This is a genomic window from Nostoc sp. CCY 9925, assembly GCF_963920935.1.
Lineage (GTDB): Bacteria > Cyanobacteriota > Cyanobacteriia > Cyanobacteriales > Nostocaceae > Nostoc.
The window spans coordinates 18,132-35,106 of record NZ_CAWUDO010000026.1; the positions used below are offsets into that span (position 1 = coordinate 18,132).

General features: G+C 41.2%; 15 protein-coding genes and 1 pseudogene. 4 read left to right on the forward strand and 12 right to left on the reverse strand.

Going from position 1 to position 16,975, the window contains the following annotated elements; translation table 11 throughout:
- Positions 1-326: 326 nt before the first annotated feature.
- The 5 genes from ACM0OY_RS15630 to ACM0OY_RS15650 form a co-directional block, all read right to left on the reverse strand.
- Positions 327-509 carry an ATP-binding protein gene (locus ACM0OY_RS15630; RefSeq protein ID WP_414569812.1) on the reverse strand — a complete coding sequence of 61 codons (183 nt, stop codon included), beginning with the start codon at positions 507-509 and terminating at the stop codon, positions 327-329.
- Positions 424-1,323 carry a HAMP domain-containing protein gene (locus tag ACM0OY_RS15635; RefSeq protein ID WP_414569759.1) on the reverse strand — a complete coding sequence of 300 codons (900 nt, stop codon included), beginning with the start codon at positions 1,321-1,323 and terminating at the stop codon, positions 424-426. Before ACM0OY_RS15635 ends, ACM0OY_RS15630 begins: the two co-directional genes overlap by 86 nt.
- Before the next feature lie 191 nt (positions 1,324-1,514).
- Positions 1,515-2,906 carry a malic enzyme-like NAD(P)-binding protein gene (locus ACM0OY_RS15640; RefSeq protein WP_414569760.1) on the reverse strand — a complete coding sequence of 464 codons (1,392 nt, stop codon included), beginning with the start codon at positions 2,904-2,906 and terminating at the stop codon, positions 1,515-1,517.
- A gap of 315 nt (positions 2,907-3,221) precedes the next feature.
- Positions 3,222-3,545: a DUF5615 family PIN-like protein gene (locus ACM0OY_RS15645; RefSeq protein WP_414569761.1), complete on the reverse strand. Its 324-nt coding sequence runs from the start codon at positions 3,543-3,545 to the stop codon at positions 3,222-3,224.
- Positions 3,542-3,874, reverse strand: coding sequence for a DUF433 domain-containing protein (locus ACM0OY_RS15650; RefSeq protein ID WP_414569762.1), 333 nt, complete (start codon positions 3,872-3,874; stop codon positions 3,542-3,544). The genes ACM0OY_RS15645 and ACM0OY_RS15650 overlap by 4 nt, the downstream gene beginning before the upstream one ends.
- A gap of 495 nt (positions 3,875-4,369) precedes the next feature.
- Between ACM0OY_RS15650 and ACM0OY_RS15655 the strand changes: the two genes are divergently transcribed.
- Together ACM0OY_RS15655 and ACM0OY_RS15660 are read left to right on the forward strand one after the other, a co-directional pair.
- Positions 4,370-5,515 (forward strand): response regulator, encoded by a 1,146-nt coding sequence (locus tag ACM0OY_RS15655; RefSeq protein WP_414569763.1) that lies wholly within the window; start codon positions 4,370-4,372, stop codon positions 5,513-5,515.
- A gap of 266 nt (positions 5,516-5,781) precedes the next feature.
- The gene (locus ACM0OY_RS15660) at positions 5,782-7,164 is read left to right on the forward strand and encodes an aldehyde dehydrogenase (RefSeq protein ID WP_414569764.1); all 1,383 of its coding nucleotides are present in this window, start codon (positions 5,782-5,784) and stop codon (positions 7,162-7,164) included.
- 275 nt (positions 7,165-7,439) lie between these two features.
- Here the strand turns inward: ACM0OY_RS15660 and ACM0OY_RS15665 are convergent, their stop codons facing one another.
- The 3 genes from ACM0OY_RS15665 to ACM0OY_RS15675 form a co-directional block, all read right to left on the reverse strand.
- Positions 7,440-8,045: a sulfite oxidase-like oxidoreductase gene (locus tag ACM0OY_RS15665; protein WP_414569765.1), complete on the reverse strand. Its 606-nt coding sequence runs from the start codon at positions 8,043-8,045 to the stop codon at positions 7,440-7,442.
- Positions 8,046-8,697: 652 nt separating this feature from the next.
- Positions 8,698-8,871 (reverse strand): 50S ribosomal protein L32, encoded by a 174-nt coding sequence (gene rpmF / locus ACM0OY_RS15670; RefSeq protein WP_414569813.1) that lies wholly within the window; start codon positions 8,869-8,871, stop codon positions 8,698-8,700.
- 240 nt (positions 8,872-9,111) lie between these two features.
- Positions 9,112-9,558: a hypothetical protein gene (locus ACM0OY_RS15675; protein WP_414569766.1), complete on the reverse strand. Its 447-nt coding sequence runs from the start codon at positions 9,556-9,558 to the stop codon at positions 9,112-9,114.
- Positions 9,559-9,759: 201 nt separating this feature from the next.
- Between ACM0OY_RS15675 and ACM0OY_RS15680 the strand changes: the two genes are divergently transcribed.
- A complete protein-coding gene (locus tag ACM0OY_RS15680; protein ID WP_414569767.1) occupies positions 9,760-11,655 on the forward strand; it encodes a caspase family protein in 1,896 nt (631 codons plus the stop codon).
- A 92-nt stretch (positions 11,656-11,747) separates the two neighbouring features.
- On the opposite strand, the gene ACM0OY_RS15685 is transcribed toward ACM0OY_RS15680, so the two are convergent.
- The gene (locus ACM0OY_RS15685; protein ID WP_414569768.1) at positions 11,748-12,125 is read right to left on the reverse strand and encodes a Mo-dependent nitrogenase C-terminal domain-containing protein; all 378 of its coding nucleotides are present in this window, start codon (positions 12,123-12,125) and stop codon (positions 11,748-11,750) included.
- Between the two features lie 542 nt (positions 12,126-12,667).
- Between ACM0OY_RS15685 and ACM0OY_RS15690 the strand changes: the two are divergent.
- A pseudogene (locus tag ACM0OY_RS15690) lies at positions 12,668-12,964 on the forward strand (SLC13 family permease); the annotation flags it as partial.
- On the opposite strand, the gene ACM0OY_RS15695 reads toward ACM0OY_RS15690, so the two are convergent.
- The 3 genes from ACM0OY_RS15695 to dapA all read right to left on the reverse strand — a co-directional run bounded on the left by ACM0OY_RS15695 (position 12,964) and on the right by dapA (position 16,875).
- Positions 12,964-13,524, reverse strand: coding sequence for a Uma2 family endonuclease (locus ACM0OY_RS15695; protein WP_414569769.1), 561 nt, complete (start codon positions 13,522-13,524; stop codon positions 12,964-12,966). The pseudogene ACM0OY_RS15690 and the gene ACM0OY_RS15695 overlap by 1 nt on opposite strands.
- Before the next feature lie 320 nt (positions 13,525-13,844).
- Positions 13,845-15,617, reverse strand: coding sequence for a ribonuclease J (locus tag ACM0OY_RS15700; protein WP_414569770.1), 1,773 nt, complete (start codon positions 15,615-15,617; stop codon positions 13,845-13,847).
- A 373-nt stretch (positions 15,618-15,990) separates the two neighbouring features.
- Positions 15,991-16,875, reverse strand: a complete 885-nt coding sequence (gene dapA, locus ACM0OY_RS15705; protein WP_414569814.1) for a 4-hydroxy-tetrahydrodipicolinate synthase — start codon at positions 16,873-16,875, stop codon at positions 15,991-15,993.
- Between the last annotated feature and the right edge of the window lie 100 nt (positions 16,876-16,975).

The window sequence follows — 16,975 nt, forward strand, 5'->3', positions numbered from 1 at the left end:
CACTTCGACTACGCCCTTCTCTACGAGACGCTGCGCCAACGGTTGCGCTACTTCGGGTTCCTTCTCTACGAGACGCACTCGCGTTCGCTCAGGACAAGCCGCTCAGCACAAGTCAGGCTCAACTCAGTGACCAGGCAGAAGGCTAAACCCTCAACAGTAGAAGGTTTCACTAATTTGGATTTTACATTTAATCATGTCTGCTTACTTATAAATACTCCAAGTGGAGATTTCTCACAAACATCTCAAAAATAAGAGTTCAAAACGGCGAAAATAATATATGGCAAAAGTAGTTGAACAGTTATAAAGCGGTTAGGGCCTTCAATATTTCAACTTGGCATTGCTTTAGGTTGATGTACTGGTATTTCAATTACAATTTTGAGGCCCTCTAGTATTGTGGAATCACACCATATCTTGCCATAATGTTTATCTGTGACTATTTGGTAACTGATGAATAAGCCCAAGCCTGTGCCTTTGCCGATGGGTTTGGTAGTGAAAAAAGGATCGAAAATACGCCCTCGCACTGCTTGAGATACCCCCGAACCATTGTCGGCGATGCCTTCGGCGGGCTTCGCCAACGCAATTGACACGTTCAATTAGATTGTTGAATGCAGTTGCGAGGACACCTGTTTCATCCTTGGTGGTTACAGGGGCTTGTAGGTCAAAGTTAGACTCTTGGGTGACTTGCTGCGCCACTTCTGTCACCAATTGCAGTGGTCTGGCAATACTGCTGGAAATATGGAATCCTAGAATCAATGCCAAAATCACACAACCTAAACTGGTAAGAGCGATCGCAATCATTGTCGGTCTAGCTTGGGCGATGGCGTTGTCATACAGCGATGACCACTCTAGAATGACGGCACCATCGACCTGATTTTGTTCGCCTTTGAGCTTCACGACAATGAGTTTAATTCCTTGGGGATAATCAACACTCTTTTCTAAAAAGGTTCTGACTTTACCATCCTGCATCGTTTTCTGGATTTCGTTACCTTGGTCATGGTCAAAAATAGTGCCGACATTTTCCGGAACGGCATCCGCCAAAATTAGTTTCTGCCGATTCACCACCACAATGTCGCGCTTTTGCAAATTGTGTAGCAAATTAGTGTAGTGTTGCAGCTCGTCCGAACGTTCAATAGAAATAGATTTTTTATCGTAATAAGCATCGTGGGCTATAGAAGTGGCAACTACTTGGGCAACGTGTTCAGCTTCGGCGATCGCTAGAGTTTCAGCAATTTTCTGGCTTTGGGCGATAGCAACTACACCAACAACATTCGTTAATAAGGAAACACCAACAAAGCTTACAAGAAGTTTGTGAGAAATTTTCATAGCGAAAGGTCAGCTATAATCGCGTCAGTATTAAGTTAGTGTTCCCAAATTGCCGCAGAAAATGATATTAAGGCAAAAAGCCTAAATATGGAATTTTTTACTACAAATTCTAGTAACGTTCCAGAAATGCCCAGTAGTCTGGGATAGGCAAGCCGCCTATCCCTCAAAAGTCATTTTTAGAAATTGATTAACTAATTCCGAGCAATACCTTCTTGACGTGCAGCGCGTTGCACAGCCCCAGCAACCGCAGTTACAACGCGTTGATCGAAGACTGAAGGAATAATGTGTTCCCGATTCAAGTCTGAAGGATTGACCAAAGAAGCGATCGCACTTGCGGCTTCTAGGTACATTGTGGTGGTAATTGCCTGTGCCCGACAATCTAAGGCACCACGGAATACTCCAGGAAAAGCTAAAACGTTATTGATTTGATTCGGGTAATCACTCCGACCAGTGGCGATGACAGCGACATGTTTGTGAATTAATTCTGGCTGAATTTCGGGAATGGGATTGGCCATTGCAAACACAATTGGGTCTTTGGCCATGGATTGCACCATTTCCGGTGTCAAAACTCCTGGTACGCTGACTCCAATAAATACATCTGCGCCTTGCATTGCACCTGCTAAGGTACCTTGAGCTTTCACAGCAAATTCGAGTTTTTCTTCTGTGAGGTCGGTACGACTGGTAGAGATTATTCCTTTGGAGTCACACATCCAGATTTTTTCTGCCCCAGCTTTCTTGAGCAACCGAGCGATAGCCACTCCCGCTGCACCTGCACCATTAATCACAATGCGGATTTCGCCGATTGTTTTATGTACCAACTTCAAGGCATTAAACAAGGCTGCTAAGGTGACAATTGCGGTACCGTGTTGGTCGTCATGAAAAACCGGAATATCTAATTCCTGGCGCAATCTCGCTTCAATTTCAAAACAACGCGGCGCGGCAATATCTTCTAAATTTACGCCACCAAATACCGGAGCAATATTTTTGACTGCCTGGATAATCTCATCTGTATTTTGCGTAGCTAAACAGATGGGAAAAGCATCCAGTCCGGCAAATTCTTTGAATAGCATTGCTTTGCCTTCCATAACTGGGAGCGCCGCGGCCGGGCCGAGATTTCCCAAACCTAAAACTGCACTACCATCTGTAACAATGGCAACAGTATTTTGTTTAATGGTTAACTTGTAAACTTCCTCTGGGTCTTGAGCGATCGCAGTACAAATTCTGCCGACTCCTGGTGTGTAAGCCATTGCTAAATCAGACACACTTTTTAAGGGAATTCGGCTAGCAATACTGATTTTGCCACCGCGATGCAAATTGAAGGTGCGATCGTAGACACTGAGTAACTTAATATCAGGCAGTGCTTTGACTGCCTGCACAATCGTCTCAGCATGTTCGGTACTAGCAGCATCAACAGTAATATCGCGGGTAGACTCTTTGCGGGTTTGCTCGATTAAATCAATTTGACCGAGATTACCGCCAGTAGTGGCGATCGCTTGGGTTACCGACGCCAACATCCCCACGCGATTGGGAATCTGCAGGCGTAGTGTCAAACTAAAACTAGAATTAGGAGTTAGATCTGCCATGTTGATTTGGGATTTTAAGTTTTAGATCTTATATTGAATTGCTTGGTAAAAATCTAGACAAAACCTAAAATATAACGTTTTTCTAAAGTCAATCTTAAATCCGTAAGCTACGTTCACGCAGCTTAACGTACCTTTGCCAACTAGTAAAACTCTACACAAGATATTTTTAGCTTGCCACACTCAAGTGAGAACTCCTTTGCAGCAGCCTCCACAAATCAAGGCTTTCCTTTGTATAATGACTGGTATCCAGATTTCCTGACTTAAGCACCCTTACTTTGTCATTCTTCAGAATGGGATAGACATAATTTGATTGACTCATTCATCAGTAGTAGAAGCTTCCCAAACGAGAATAAGTGCTTCAATCGCATCACTGATTGCTAAATTTTGGGAAAGAATTAAGACTCTTGAACTCGTTTGTGAGATGATAAACTCGCCAAACTCAACAGGTATTGTTCTCCTATCATGAGTTACAAAAACTTTACCATCCTGTGCTGCGATCGCCAATACCTCCGAATCTTTCTTACCTTCCAGTAGTGCTGCATAGGCTGATTGAAAATCAATGTTTGGTTGCCTACGTATCGTGCCAGTGACAATCGCTTGTTTCAGGTCTGCATCTGCTTGAAATCTAACTTTTGTCATGTCTGACTCTGCTTGTTTAGTTGAGCAGCTTTTAATTTCTGATACAAAAGCGGATTATCCTGTCGAAAAGATTCTTGCAATTTCTCAAACTCTTGCTCACCTGCTTTTAAATAATGATCAATTAGCTCTCGGTTGGCAAGATAAAAGGTAATAGCACCATAAACCTGTTCTAGTGAGAGTAATGGAAAGTTTTGAGCAATACTTTCTGGAGATTCTCCATTTAAGAAGGCACATACGACTGAATCGAGAGAAATGCATGTACCTTCGAGCCAATAGCCTTCACCTCGTTGTTCGATATATTGCTTTGCGATCTTCGGTGCTATTGTCATAAAACTAATGGTTAATCTTTCTCTAAATGTTAAGCGATCGCCCAACTTTTATTACGCCATCAATATCGGCTAAACCTGCGTTTGTTCTTATAGGTTGTGATTCTGTGGAAAATATTTGATAAATTTAAAGCAGTCTATTGAAATAATTTTACATAAATTAACACTTATTAATACCAAATTGTGTGTTGTGGCATCGCCTACGCAATTCTATTTTTAGTTTTCGATAGTAGTTGCTACAAATATTACTTATCCATTAGTATCACTTAGTGTATCTAGATTTTAAATTTTACTAGCCATAATTTTATTAATAAGTTCTTTTTTGGCAAAAATCTAAGCTAGCTCGACTCAACAGCAAATTCTACAGTCCGTAAATACAAAATTGCGAGTAAATAATATATCTTAAGCGGGAGGTTAATTAAAGGAATTGCTACACAAATTGATACAAACACACTTAAACTTACAAAAATTTGCTTTTACCTCATACCTAGTCGTGACATGACTTCACAATCTTCTCGCTCTGGCAAAATTCTGGTTGTTGATGACTCTCCTGATAATGTGTTTCTGATCAAAACTATTTTGGAGGAAGAAGGTTACACCATTAGTACCGCAGAAAATGGTATTTCAGCATTGGCACAATTGCAAGCATCTCCTTGTGACTTAGTTCTCCTGGATTTAATGATGCCAGGTATGGACGGATACGAAGTTACTAAGCATATTCGTGGAGATATGAAGTTGTCACAATATATTCCCATACTGCTAATCACTGCTCACGATGCGCCCAACGTCGCCCACGGATTAGACTTGGGTGCTGATGATTTTATCCGCAAACCTGTCACAGTAGATGAATTATTAGCAAGAGTGCGATCGCTTTTGCGTTTAAAGCACAGTATGGATGAACGCGATGAAATCGCCCGCCAGCGAGAAGATTTCGTCTCTCGCCTCACCCACGACTTACGCACTCCCTTAGTAGCAGCCGATCGCATGTTAATGCTATTTCAACAAGGCGCTTTAGGAGCATTGTCATCGCAAATGCAGGAAGTGATTGCGATTATGGCTCGTAGCAATATCAACCTGCTTTCTATGGTCAATACCTTATTGGAAGTTTATCGCTTTGAAGCAGGTCGCAAAACTTTGGCATTGCAACCTGTTAATTTAGCACAGTTACTAGAGGAGGTAGCTGGAGAATTGACACCCCTAGCTCAAGATAAAAAACTATCGCTAAATTTGGAATTAGCTGAGGATTTAAAAACAAACACAGTAATAGGCGATCGCCTAGAACTACATCGTCTATTCACTAATCTTATCGGCAATGCAATCAAATTTACTGACTCTGGTTCGGTGACTATTCGTCTGACTTTTCAAACCCCGTTTGGCAAAAATAGCGAATATCAATTCTCTGGAAAATCTAATTTTGCTGACTACGTTAGCATTGAAATAGCAGATAGTGGCCCAGGTATTCCTGCTGAAGAACAAACCACTATATTTGAACGATTTCGCCAAGGCAGTCACAAAAGTTCTGGTAGTGGCTTAGGACTGTACCTTGCTCGGCGAATTGTTGAAGCACATCAAGGCGTTATTTTGCTGAATTCAGAGTTAGGTAAAGGTAGTACATTTATTGTACTTATCCCCAAAAAGATATAAGAAATTTAGCAATTATCAATTACCAATCGATTAGTGTTTTAAATAGTTTTCTGGTACTAGAATTTTTTCCACCAAATTTGCGGGGGTTGGGGGATCTAAAACGGCGGGAAATTGAGTGTTTGATCTGAAATTAACACCAATGGTAAGATGCCACCCTACAAAAGCTTTGATGATCAGTAATATGCAAGTTAAATATCCAAGGCTTTGCCACAAATAGGCTGAGGCAGCGATAGGATTAAATAAGTAGTTGTTGATGGCACGGAAAAATGATTAACACTGAATTATCTAATATTCGGGAGATTATCGAGAATCAGCGAGAGTTTTTTCAAGCTGGCAAAACTAAAGATATAAATTTTCGCATCGATCAACTCCAAATACTTAAACGAGCAATTATTGAACATGAACAAGAAATAATTCAAGCATTACAAGCGGATTTACATAAACCAGTAGTAGAGACTTATCTGACAGAAATTGGCGTAATTAAGGAAATTGATTATGCCATTAAACATATCAAAACTTGGACGAAACCCCAAAAAGCACCAGTTTCCTTAGATTTTTTTTCATATTCAGCCCGCATTTATCCAGAACCACTAGGAGTTGTCTTAATTATCAGTCCTTGGAACTATCCATTTCAGTTAGCGATTTCACCCTTAGTAGGAGCGATCGCCGCAGGAAATTGTGCAATTATTAAACCTTCAGAAATTGCTTCCCATACTTCCAGTATTGTCGCTAAGATTATTAGCAAATATTTCAAACCAGCTTATATAACAGTAGTCGAAGGAGGCATAGAAGCTAGTCAAAAACTACTAGCAGAAAAATTTGACCATATCTTTTTTACTGGTGGTACAGCCGTGGGCAAAATTGTTATGGCAGCAGCGGCAAAACATCTCACACCAGTTACTTTAGAACTGGGTGGCAAAAGTCCTTGTATAGTCGATACTGACATTAATCTTGAACATACTACCAGACGAATTACTTGGGGTAAATTTATTAACGCAGGGCAAACTTGTATTGCCCCTGACTATCTTTTAGTGAATAAAAAAATCAAAAAAGATTTAATAGATGGGCTGGAAAAATGCCTAAAAGAATTTTATGGCGAGAATCCGGCAAACAGTCCTGATTATGCCAGAATTATTAGTCAAAAACACTTTGACAGATTAGTTCAGTTTCTTGGAGATGGTGAAGTTATTATTGGTGGAGAAACTAAATCTTCAGAGCGTTATATTGCCCCAACAATAATTGATAATATTTCGTTAGAAGATTCTGTAATGCAGGAAGAAATTTTTGGCCCTATTTTGCCCGTAATTGAATACAGTGATATTGCAGAAGCGATCGCCTTGATTAACTCTAGACCAAAACCCTTAGCGTTATACTTGTTTTCTCAAAATAAAAACCTGCAAAAGCAAGTTTTACAGGAAACATCATCAGGTGGAGTCTGTATCAACGATACAATCATGCAGGTTGGAGTTTCATCTTTACCATTTGGAGGAGTGGGAGATAGTGGTATTGGCAATTATCACGGCAAAGCTAGTTTTGATACCTTTTCTCATAACAAAAGCGTATTACAAAATTCCTTCTGGCTGGATTTAAAATGGCGGTATGCTCCTTATAAGAGCAAATTACCCCTAATAAAGAAACTTTTGGGTTAAGAGCCTATTTATCAAGTAAAAATTAAATAATTTTAGGGTGTGTTTTGCAAATATTTCGAGACTATTTCTCACGAAAAATATGAGATGAGGGCTGAACACACCCTCCTTAAGATTTACTCAAGGAATGATCTCTAAAAGTTATGAATTAGGAGTTATGAGTGGAAAATAAAAACCTATAACTCCTGACCATTGCTAACTTGAGATTTTGGATTTTAAATTTTTCCTTCAATCCAAAATCCAAAATCCAAAATCCAAAATTTAATGACTCATAATTATTAAAATCCAAACGCGCTACTGTAACGCTCCTCAGCCCAAGGTTCACCACGGCCATGGTAGCCATTGCGCTCCCAAAAACCAAGTTCTTGACTAGCTAAAAACTCTAAACCATTAATCCACTTAGCGCTTTTCCAAGCGTAGAGGTGAGGAACAACCAACCGCATCGGGCCACCGTGTTCAGATGGAAGATCTTCACCAAAAACTTTAAAGGCAAAAAAGTTTTCTTCCCGCATAAAGTCTTCAATAGAAATATTAGTAGTGTAGCCGCCATAGCAGTGTTCCATAATATGGGCTACTTTAGGGTCTAGCTCAATTAGACCCATAAAATCTGTTACTTTAATACCAGTCCATTTGACATCGAGTTTAGACCAGCGCGTTACACAGTGGAAATCTGCTGTGAACTCATGTTGAGGTAGCGCCATAAAGTCTGACCAATTAAAAGTAGCAGGTTTTGCTAAACCCCAAACCCGAAATTCCCATTCTTCAATGCTAACTTGGGGAGTTGCACCGTAAGTTAGTACAGGGAAACCTTTGGCTAAATGTTGACCTGGAGGAACACGTTCGTCGTCTTCTTTTCCTGGCTTCTGAAAGAATTTTCCTAACATAATGGGAGAAAAATAAGTTTTCTCAAAATTTCCAACTTTTTTGCTGAGTTACCAACAGCACTAGATACTTTACCCTTGGATATTATTAAGGTAAAACACATTGAAATTCCATAGTTACTCGATCTGGTTGTCTTTTATTATTTGTCATTTGTCATTTATCCTCTTTTACAAATTTCTGTACCCTGGGGGATAGCGAGAGATATTCCCGAAGCTGGCGCACGCTGCGGTAAGCAAGCTACAAACTTTGCGCTTTGTCCTTTGTTATTTACAAATGACCAATACTTCTGTACGAGAGGCTGCGCCAACGGCTTACCTCGACTTCGCTTAGGACAAGCCGCTCAGCACAAGTCGGCACAAGTCGCTCAGTACAAGTGACTAATTACTAATGACGGTCTTAACCAGAGAATGTATAACTTGGAAACACATTAGCTTACTTAATCATTACTCGTAAATGATAGGTAATGGGTAATGGATGTTCCCAATTACTCACTACCAATTTTTCTGGATTTAATAAGCTTGTGTAGAGTATCTATAATTCATTATCCAATCAGGAAAGCTAAGAAAAAGCATTTATCCATTAGTGATAAGTTTGAGCGGTGACTTTTGCCAATCAAATCTATCGATGCCATTCATGCTTTTCCTGACTGGAAAATTATGATTCTTCTTCCTCGTCTTCAGCAGTTGGATAGACAAATGTAGAACGCCCGGTCAAAATAGACTTGCCCAGAGACAAGGCTTTCTGAGCTTCGAGAACCGCTTTGTGCCTCCAAGTAGCTCGGCGTTTATCTCGTTTTGATTTGGAAGTTTTCTTCTTAGGAACAGCCATGTCAGCAGATATCGTGATTTTTGACAACCTTTTTATTTTAGGCCATTCACTGACGCCAAGGACGCCAATTTAGCCAAGAATTAAGTAAAGGCATGGGCAGAGGACAAAGGGACAAGGAGAATTGGGGGTAGGGGGAAAGGCTTATTGCAAGTTCTTACCTTCTCACCTTGTACCCTTTGCTTCTTTGCCCCTCCCCGCGTCTCTACAACCAGGCTGTTGGAACTAGATTGGCAGTTATCGCTATTTTTCAAACAACAGTAGCGATCGCGCAGTTTTGAAGTAAGTTGCCCAATTTTGGGCATCAGGACGGTTGCGCCATTCTGGACGACTGACTTCTAATGTCAGAACTGGTGCGATCGCTCCATAACTTTGTACGGAGACAATGATTGAAACATCTGTCACTAAAATATCTTGGTCGAAACTCCGCTGAGCAGCTGCTCTAGCGGCTGCTTCTGCTCGTCGCAGAATGGTTTCGTAGTTTTCTTCTGGCAGGCGATCGATCGCTAAGTCAACTCTGGCGGTGTAAGCTCGCACAACTTGAGGTGCGATCGCGTCGGTCAAAAACCACGCAGGAACAGTAGATATAAGCAAAAATGCTAAAGGAACTATCCGGATTCTTCTGGCAATTTGGCTAATAACTGAAGAGGAAGCGATCGATGATGGTATGTGAGCAGAAATTTGGCTCATGACCTTGTAGCTCCTTAATAACAATCTGTAAATTGAAATTACGTGAAAGTATTTTCCGGTCAATTAACGTAATAAAAATTACATTTTATCCTAAGATTCGATGAGAATCACCTAGACTAGAAAACATCAGGTTAGCTTTGTTTTTTGGGCAAAGCCAACCGCAATTTTCAGACCAGCAAACAATAACCGACAAAGAGCGGGATGGCAAATTACTGGGCGATCGCTATTGGCATCAATCAATATCAGTTATTTCAACCTTTAAGTTGTGCCCAAGCAGATGCTGAGGCATTAAAGGATATCTTGGTGACACAAGCAGGTTTTGTCCCCGAACATTGCCTGCTAATGACCGATACTTCAACACCAATCGCAGATAGATCCACCTATCCGACTAAAGAAAATATTTTGCAGCTGCTTGAGGATTTGGCAGCAACATATTGGCAACCCCAAGACTATCTATGGTTATTTTTTAGCGGTTATGGGGTCAACTACAAAGGCAAAGATTACTTAATGCCAGCGGAGGGTAACCCCGAACTCGTTCCAGAGACTGGCATAGAATTGCGATCACTAATGCAAAGTCTACAACTGGCTGAGTTGAATGTCCTGCTACTACTTGATATTAACCGCGCTTTTGGCACCCAAGCAGATGCTCCCGTAGGTGAAGAAACTATAGAACTAGCCCAAGAATTAGAACTTGCCACAATTTTTTCTTGTCAACCAGAGCAGTTTTCTCACGAAAGTAGCGAACTAGGTCACGGATTCTTTACAGCAGCGTTATTAGAAGCTTTGCGTTCTGGTAATGGCGACAACTTGGCAGATTTAGAAAGTTACCTAAGTCTTCTGATGCCAAAATTATGCCAGCACCACTGGCGTCCCATCCAAAACCCTGCCATTATCATCCCATCAAGACCGCAAGTAATTTTGCCAAAATTGGCAATGGAAAGCGATTTTCAAGAAGAAGCGTTGATCTATCCAGAAGAATCCTTTGCCATTGCACTTGCAGCTCCCCCTCTCGACAATTCCTCTAGAAATCGCGGCAGATGGGGAGAAACAACTATTAACTCCAAAGTCCAGAAGTCTAATCTTAAACAAATCCAGCAGTCGTCTGCTGGCTTAGTTTCCCAATCGCAAGCAAACACAAATCCACCACCAGAAACTTCCATAGGAATGAACACCAAGGGAAGATTTATCCCTGATTCCTCCCAAGCTCATGTCTCTCGATTCCCACAAAATCAGTCAAACACGCCTTTATGGAAACAGTTTATCTTGTGGAGTGGAGGCAGCTTGCTCGTAGCAGGTTTAATCGCCGTAGTTTTTCTGCGTAATCAAGAAACTTTTAGAATTAAGGAAATATCAAGCAGATCGCCCAATACTAATGCTAGTAGTCCCCAGGCGATCCAGAATTTATCAAATGACCCTTCGATAATTAAAAACACTCCCCCAGTTAGACCAAAAAATCAATCTAGTGTCCAAACAGCCTTGAGTTCCGAGTCACAAAAGCGCAATCAAGCAGTATTAGACTTGGCGAAAATGTCGCTCCAAGAAACTCAGGCTAGCGATTTGAGCTTAGCGATCGCTACGGCTAGGAGAATTAAACCTGGTGAGCCATTGTATGAGCAAGCTCAGGAAAATATTAAGATTTGGAGCCGGATGATTTTAGATTTAGCAGAGGGTCGTGCCAAGCAAAGACAGTATGCTAGTGCTATTGCTGCCGCTCGATTAATCACCAAAAACGAGCCGCTTTATGCCAAAGCACAAGCGGCAATTAATTTATGGCGGCTAGAAGGCAAGCAATATGTCAGCAACATAACTCTTTTAGATGCAGCTAACGCCTTAATTCAGCCCGGACAAGCATCTACTTACAATCGTGCCATCGAAGTTGCAAAAAAAGTACCACAAGGTGAACCAGGCTTCGATACCGCTCAAAAATCGATCAATAAATGGAGTGAGAAAATTTTAGATCTCGCCAAGCGTCGGGCCGCCAAAGGAGAACTCAATACCGCGATTGAAACTGCTACTTTAGTGCCAGAGGAAACAGCTTCTTATGAAGATGCTCAGGATGCTATCCAAAAATGGCGAAAAAACATAGTCAAAAAATAATTAGGAGTCAAGAGTTAAAAATAAAACTTATAACTCTTAACTCCTAATTCCTCACCGGAGATGCTTCGTCTCCGGCTTTGCTCCTAACTTAATTAACAGTACTGCGATACATCTTCGCCACATTCGTCGGCTAGATAGCACAGCGCTCGGAAACGTAAACCAACCACTTCTTCATATAACGGGTTGAGCTTACACATGGGTGGAATGTGAAATAAGGTTTTGCCGAATAATTTGACATCTCGCTCAAAGGGACACTGAGATGGAATCAGTTTGCACAAGCGGTGAGCTAGTTGGCGATCGCGGACTTGAATGCTATCTACCCGCTGCTTTAAGGGTTGAAGAATGTTCCAGTAGGACTTGGAAACAGGACGGCCTAGCTGGGTTCCTCGATCTTCACTAGTCTCTGATTGATTGATTGAGACCCAGCTTGCCAGAAAAATATTTTTTGTGGTATTATCAAATACCTTCATGGTTAATCCTCTGTATTATTGAGGCTGTTCACCTATCTGGTGAATGTATACAACGTGGCAACGAACTTTCCGGAATATTCGTGTCCTGACTCTGATATAATGTAATACCCGATTAGCCACTTCAGTCAGAAACTAATTTATTACTACGTCAAGTTAACCGCAATTTTCGCGGGATCGGTAGTGTAGTAATGTAATCTTGTTCGTAGCTTGACACAGTTTAAATTTTAATGAAGACATCCACCGTTGGATAGGTTTTAGTGTAACATTTACAAAACTTAAAATAAAATGTTTTTGAAAGTATTTTTTGTAAGTATAAATAACAGTAATACCCTGGTGGGCAGTCTTGGTCTCTGTGTTTTCGCGCTGTTGGGTGTTTGTGGTCTGTTAATTGCTAGCTAAATGCGGTAGAGACACAGAGAAAAATTCATCTTAGCTTTGAGTATGAGGCTACCCCAATAAAGTCTGCCTAACTAGAATAATCAGGCTAATATTTAGTGATTTTTCTATAATTTGCTACCTATAGCGTCTTAGGGCTAACTTACCTGGGGTTAGCATTGGCTACATTCAGGGTTTACGCGTTAACCGCACCACCATTGCTTTAGACGTTCTGAATTTACAGAAAGCATGGCAGGCTATTGATGCTAATACCATCGTGTTTCTGTTGAGCGTGATGGTAGTGAACGCCTACCTATCCTAATGTAGGGTTTTTTCGGCGATCGCTATCTGTAATACTGAGAGTGACTCGTAGTCCTTTAGTTTTGTTGATTGCTTTAACTTTTGGCAGTGGTATTCTTTCGGCCTTTTTTCTCAATGACACCATAGCGCTGATTTTTACACCCTAAGCTGAAAACACCTGCTGGGCTGTCATAGTTAGTTCTACGAATGTTTGAGAAAGAATCTCCTGGTTTCCAGTAAAAACAGTTTGCTTGTAACTACCGTTGTCTAGCAAACACACCGTCACCTTATTTTTTAAGGGGTCAACAATCCAATACTCAACCACACCAATAGCTGCATACTCAGAGGTTTTTTGGTTATAGTCCCGGTCAACAGATTCAGGACTTACCACTTCAACTAATAGGGGTGGAGCAGTTTTGAGGATAGCCGAAGTACTCTCAATACTTTGTGCCTGTTGGTTGGTAATCACACAAATATCAGGTCGCCTAGGTTGCTTATTGGTCAGCACCTCTGTGCCGTTAGGACGCGGTTGTAAAGGCAGTCCCATTTTTTGAATTTCCAAAAAGAAGCGAACTAACAGTAAAGTGATAATCGCCTCATGCTTACCAGTACCAGGAGGCATTTCTAGCAGCACTCCATCCTCAAGTTCATATTGCTTATCTGTGCCATCATCAAAATTGATGTATTCCTCAAGAGTACTAATTTGTATTGGTGTTTTAGTCATAGCGATCGCATCCAATAACTATAGGCAGGTAAGTACGAATTGCTAGGGTTTCTATCCCGATGATAAGAGACTATTCTGGCAGTGCGATCGCTTGCTCAAAACTGGACTGAGTAATTTATAAAGAACTACTTCAAAAATTTTCTTTTTTTAAGTAATTTTTCCTAAAAAATAAATTACTCTGGGCAAAGTTGGTTATACGCACTGACTTGACCTTGTAAAGGCAAATGATTTTTCTCTCAATCTCACACCAAAGCGCAAAGACGCTCAGAAAAACTCTGCGTCTTTGCGCCTTTGCGTGAGATTTTTATCTTAAAATTACCCTAGGATGCCACCTGAGCAGCAGTCCGAGTCCGCCGTCTTCTCCCATCGGCAACTTTCACCGGTGGCTCCTCAGGAATTTGCATCAACAAAGTCACAGATGGTTGACATTGTAATTCTCGACGGATGGAACGTTGCAATTCTCGCTCCAAAGTTCCTTGCAATCCACCCCAATCTATATCTGCTGCTTCACCTTCCCCAGCAGCAAATTCTGACCAGCGCACAGTGAGAATTTCTTCAATCCGCTGTTGTACCCATTTTTGCAACAGCGATCGCTCTAAACTTGTAACTACACCCCGGAGGTGAATTTCTGGTTTTGCCAACAGTTTACCGTTCCAATCGATGGCAGCTGCAATAGTAACAATACCTTCTTCTGCCATGCGTTGTCGTTCTTGCAACACTTTAGCACTCACCATACCGGAACTTGTGGTATCTACCAATTCAATACCAGATGGTACTTTACCAGCAACGCGGATGGAGTTTTCAGTCAGTTCTATAACATCACCATTTTGAATAACGATCATGTTTTCTGCTGGTATACCCATACTCTGAGCCGTTTGGGCGTGCTTCACCAGCATTCGATGTTCGCCGTGGAATGGCACAAAGAACTTCGGTTGAGTTAAGGCAATCATTAATTTTTGGTCTTCCTGACAGCCGTGACCGGAAACGTGAATTCCTTTATCCCGACCATAGACCACATTTGCCCCTTGAATCATCAATTTATCGATGGTATTGACTACAGCGATGGTATTTCCGGGAATCGGGTTAGCAGAGAATACTACTGTATCGCCTTGACGGATTTTGATGTGGGGGTGATCTTTATTGGCAATACGGGTCATTGCTGACATTGGTTCACCTTGGGAACCTGTAGTCAGAATCAACACATTTTGATCTGGCAGGTTGCGGACTGCATGTAACGGTTGCAGCAGATTATCTTCACACTTGATATAACCTAGATTACGAGCATGAGCAATCAAGTTCAGCATGGAACGTCCGACCACCGTAACTACACGGTTATGCTTCTTCGCTAGATCCAAAATCATATTAATACGATGGACACTGGAAGCAAAGGTGGTGACGAACAGTCGCCCAGTGGCTTGACTAAATACTCGGTCAAGATTAGGATAAACCGAACGTTCTGAAGGTGTAAATCCTGGCACTTCAGAATTAGTGGAATCGCTTAATAAACAAAGAACACCTTTTTCCCCATGTTCTGCTAGCCTTTGTAGGTCAAACTTTTCACCATCCACTGGCGTATGGTCAATTTTAAAATCACCGGTGTGAATTATCACGCCAAGTGGCGTATGAATGGCAACAGTGAAGCTATCAGCTATAGAATGAGTATTACGGATATATTCCACTAAAAAGTTTTTACCAATCCGTACCACATCACGTGGTAGAACCTTTCTTAATTCTGTGCGATCGCGTACTCCTGCTTCTTCTAATTTACCCTCTAGCATTGCCATTGCTAGTCTTGGACCATAAATCACGGGTATGTCAAATTGCTTGAGATGAAAAGCAATCCCACCAATATGGTCTTCATGACCGTGGGTGACAATCATCCCTTTAATTTTGTGGCGATTTTCCCGCAAATAGGTCGTATCTGGGAGAACAATATTGACTCCATGCATCGCCTCTGTGGGAAAAGCCAGTCCTGCATCTAACAGAACAATTTCATCGTCGTACTCGAAAACACAGGTATTTTTTCCAATTTCATGCAAACCACCTAAAGGAATAATTTTCAAGGCGGAATTACTAGCTTCGTTTTTAGCCATTTTCTCCTTAGTTTGTTTCTTTTTGTTAATTAAGTTGATAGTTAACGATTTTGTATTTCAAACAACCTCAGTTGTCTTTACAGCAGTCCCAAAGCAATCTTGTTTTAATTGAGATTTTCAATTGTTTATTCAATAAAAAGGACAATACACTAAAGGATTCATAGTATATCTATTAGTCCTAACACAAGTTTTTAAATAGTAATACCAAGTTTAAATTTCAAAATTGAATGGTATTAATAGATTCACATAACTCTTTAAAAGAAAAAAACTCTCAATTTAAAACCCACAATGGTATAACTTGTTAACTATTACGGTCATTGTTTATATCTATGTTTAGTAAGCACCAGATTAGCAGTACTCAACCAACTGGTGGCTAGATTAAACTAAGTTCTTTAAGAACTGCTTCTAACTTTTGAGTGACTTCGGAGTCTGCTTCGCATAGCGGCGGACGAGTCGAACCAACCTCCCAACCTTTAAGTATGAGTGCCTTTTTAATTGGAATGGGATTTGAAGTGAGAAATAAAGCTTTAAACAACGGGAAGAGTCGGAGATGAATCTCGCTGGCTACCTCAATTTTACCCGATCTAAAAGCTTGGATCATCTGCTGTAGTTGGTTTCCTACCAGATGAGAAGCCACACTTACTACACCCTTTGCCCCGAGCGCTAACATAGGCAAAGTCATGTAATCATCACCAGAGTAGATCTGGAATTCTTTTGGTGTCAAGCGCCGAATGTCACTTGCCCGATCTATGCTACCAGTAGATTCTTTTATGCCTACAATATTGCTCACCTCAGCTAACTGGGCAACCGTTTCTGGCTGGAGGTTTTGTCCGGTACGACCGGGGACGTTATATAACAACAAAGGTAAGTCAGGACAGGCTTGTGCTATAGCCTGAAAGTGTGCTTTTAATCCCGCTTGCGGTGGTTTGTTGTAATAAGGAACAACCTGTAAGGAACCGTGTACTCCTATTTTAGCCGCTTTTTGGGTAGCAGCGATCGCTTCTTTGGTGGAATTTGAACCACAACCTGCTATTACCTTGGCTTTTCCTGCCACAGCCTGTAACACTTCGACAAACAACTGGTATTCCTCGTCCCAACTGAGGGTAGGGGATTCTCCCGTTGTGCCACACACCACCAATGTATCTGTACCATTGTTAGCTAGATGTGCTGCTAGTTCTGCCGCTAGATGGTAGTTAACACTACCATCTGCTTTAAACGGCGTAATCATAGCGGTTAAAACACTGCCAAAATCTCCCACCCTCTTTGTCACTCCTAATTACCCATATTTTTGTATCTTGGTGGTTTTTTATTGTAATAACCTATTAGGAAATTGATTCAAAATGTCATTTTTTATTTGT